Annotated in this window: 1 rRNA gene; it reads left to right on the top strand. The window is 50.5% G+C overall.

Annotated features, from left to right (window positions below):
- The first annotated feature begins 135 nt into the window (after window positions 1–135).
- A 23S ribosomal RNA gene (locus DFP80_RS20475) occupies window positions 136–3035 on the top strand.
- Window positions 3036–3053 lie beyond the last annotated feature (18 nt).

Raw genomic sequence — 3053 nt, 5'->3', positions numbered from 1 at the left:
GAATTTTGAAATAACGATGAATCAAGCGTTAAACCGGTGGAAGTTCACTTTAACCTAGTGACTTCTATTATCGTAAATCCAGAGAAGAGACAAAAGCTTCTTTGGTATGTGATCCGAAACTATTTTGGGTTATATGGTCAAGTGACCAAGCGTGCACGGTGGATGCCTTGGCAGTCAGAGGCGATGAAGGACGTGGTAATCTGCGAAAAGGTTCGGGGAGTCGATAAACAGACTTTGATCCGAACATGTCCGAATGGGGAAACCCACTCTACTTGTAGAGTATCCCACAGTGAATACATAGCTGTGTGGAGGCGAACCCGGGGAACTGAAACATCTAAGTACCCGGAGGAAAAGAAATCAACCGAGATTCCCTAAGTAGCGGCGAGCGAAAGGGGATTAGCCCTTAAGTGGTTTTGGTGTTAGTAGAAGGCTCTGGAAAGGGCCGCCGTAGAGGGTGATAGCCCCGTATACGAAAACACCTTAATCATGAAAACGAGTAGGACGGGACACGTGTTATCCTGTCTGAATATGGGGGGACCATCCTCCAAGGCTAAATACTCCTGACTGACCGATAGTGAACCAGTACCGTGAGGGAAAGGCGAAAAGAACCCCTGTGAGGGGAGTGAAATAGATCCTGAAACCGTGTACGTACAAGCAGTGGGAGCGGACTTGTTCCGTGACTGCGTACCTTTTGTATAATGGGTCAACGACTTATTTTCAGTAGCAAGGTTAAGCGAATAGTGGAGCCGTAGGGAAACCGAGTCTTAATAGGGCGTTTAGTTGCTGGGAATAGACCCGAAACCGGGCGATCTATCCATGAGCAGGTTGAAGGTTGAGTAACATCAACTGGAGGACCGAACCCACGTACGTTGAAAAGTCCGGGGATGACTTGTGGATAGGAGTGAAAGGCTAATCAAGCTCGGAGATAGCTGGTTCTCCTCGAAAGCTATTTAGGTAGCGCCTCGTATCTCACCATTGGGGGTAGAGCACTGTTTGGGCTAGGGGGTCATCCCGACTTACCAACCCCATGCAAACTCCGAATACCAATGAGTGCAATTACGGGAGACACACGGCGGGTGCTAACGTCCGTCGTGGAAAGGGAAACAACCCAGACCGTCAGCTAAGGTCCCAAAGTTACAGTTAAGTGGGAAACGATGTGGGAAGGCTTAGACAGCTAGGAGGTTGGCTTAGAAGCAGCCATCCTTTAAAGAAAGCGTAATAGCTCACTAGTCGAGTCGGCCTGCGCGGAAGATATAACGGGGCTCAAACTGTACACCGAAGCTACGGATTCAAGATTTATCTTGGATGGTAGAGGAGCGTTCTGTAAGCCGTTGAAGGTCAAGCTGTAAGGCAGGCTGGAGGTATCAGAAGTGCGAATGTTGACATGAGTAACGATAAGGGGAGTGAAAAACTCCCCCGCCGGAAGACCAAGGTTTCCTGTCCCATGTTAATCAGGGCAGGGTGAGTCGGCCCCTAAGGCGAGGCAGAAATGCGTAGTCGATGGGAAACAGGTTAATATTCCTGTACTCGTACATATTGCGATGGAGAGACGGAGAAGGCTAGGCCAGCACAGCGATGGTTGTCTGTGTTTAAGGCGGTAGGTTGAGGACTTAGGCAAATCCGGGTCCTCCCTTTTATTAGGAAAACCGAGAACTGACGACGAGCCCTCTTTTGGGCGAAGTGGTTGATGCCATGCTTCCAGGAAAAACTTCTAAGCTTCAGATATGATCGAACCGTACCCCAAACCGACACAGGTGGTCAGGTAGAGAATACCAAGGCGCTTGAGAGAACTCGGGTGAAGGAACTAGGCAAAATGGTACCGTAACTTCGGGAGAAGGTACGCCGGCCGGTGTGAAGGACTTGCTCCGTAAGCACTAGTCGGTCGAAGATACCAGGTGGCTGCGACTGTTTATTAAAAACACAGCACTCTGCAAACACGAAAGTGGACGTATAGGGTGTGACGCCTGCCCGGTGCTTGAAGGTTAATTGATGGGGTTAGCGCAAGCGAAGCTCTTGATCGAAGCCCAAGTAAACGGCGGCCGTAACTATAACGGTCCTAAGGTAGCGAAATTCCTTGTCGGGTAAGTTCCGACCTGCACGAATGGCGTAACGATGGCCACACTGTCTCCACCCGAGACTCAGTGAAATTGAAATCGCAGTGAAGATGCTGTGTATCCGCGGCTAGACGGAAAGACCCCGTGAACCTTTACTATAGCTTCACAGTGAACTTTGAACCTACTTGTGTAGGATAGGTGGGAGGCTTTGAAGCGGTGACGCCAGTTACCGTGGAGCCACTCTTGAAATACCACCCTGGTATGTTTGAGGTTCTAACTCAGGTCCCTTATCGGGATCGAGGACACTGTGTGGTGGGTAGTTTGACTGGGGCGGTCTCCTCCCAAAGAGTAACGGAGGAGCACGAAGGTGTGCTCAGCATGGTCGGAAATCATGCATAGAGTGTAAAGGCAAAAGCACGCTTAACTGCGAGACAGACACGTCGAGCAGGTACGAAAGTAGGTCTTAGTGATCCGGTGGTTCTGTATGGAAGGGCCATCGCTCAACGGATAAAAGGTACTCCGGGGATAACAGGCTGATACCGCCCAAGAGTTCACATCGACGGCGGTGTTTGGCACCTCGATGTCGGCTCATCACATCCTGGGGCTGAAGCCGGTCCCAAGGGTATGGCTGTTCGCCATTTAAAGTGGTACGCGAGCTGGGTTTAGAACGTCGTGAGACAGTTCGGTCCCTATCTGCCGTGGACGTTTGAGATTTGAGAGGAGCTGCTCCTAGTACGAGAGGACCGGAGTGGACGAACCTCTGGTGTTCCGGTTGTCACGCCAGTGGCATTGCCGGGTAGCTATGTTCGGACGGGATAACCGCTGAAAGCATCTAAGCGGGAAGCCTCCCTTAAGATAAGATCTCACTGGGACATAAGTCCCCTAAAGAGCCGTTCGAGACTAGGACGTTGATAGGTTGGGTGTGTAAGTGCTGTGAGGCATTGAGCTAACCAATACTAATTGCTCGTGAGGCTTGACCATATAACACCAAAGTGGTTT

Source organism: Marinomonas rhizomae (genome assembly GCF_003315485.1).
GTDB classification, from domain to species: Bacteria; Pseudomonadota; Gammaproteobacteria; order Pseudomonadales; family Marinomonadaceae; genus Marinomonas; species Marinomonas rhizomae.
The sequence above is the reverse complement of the archived record's forward strand: the minus strand, read 5'-3'. Positions and strand labels throughout refer to the sequence as shown.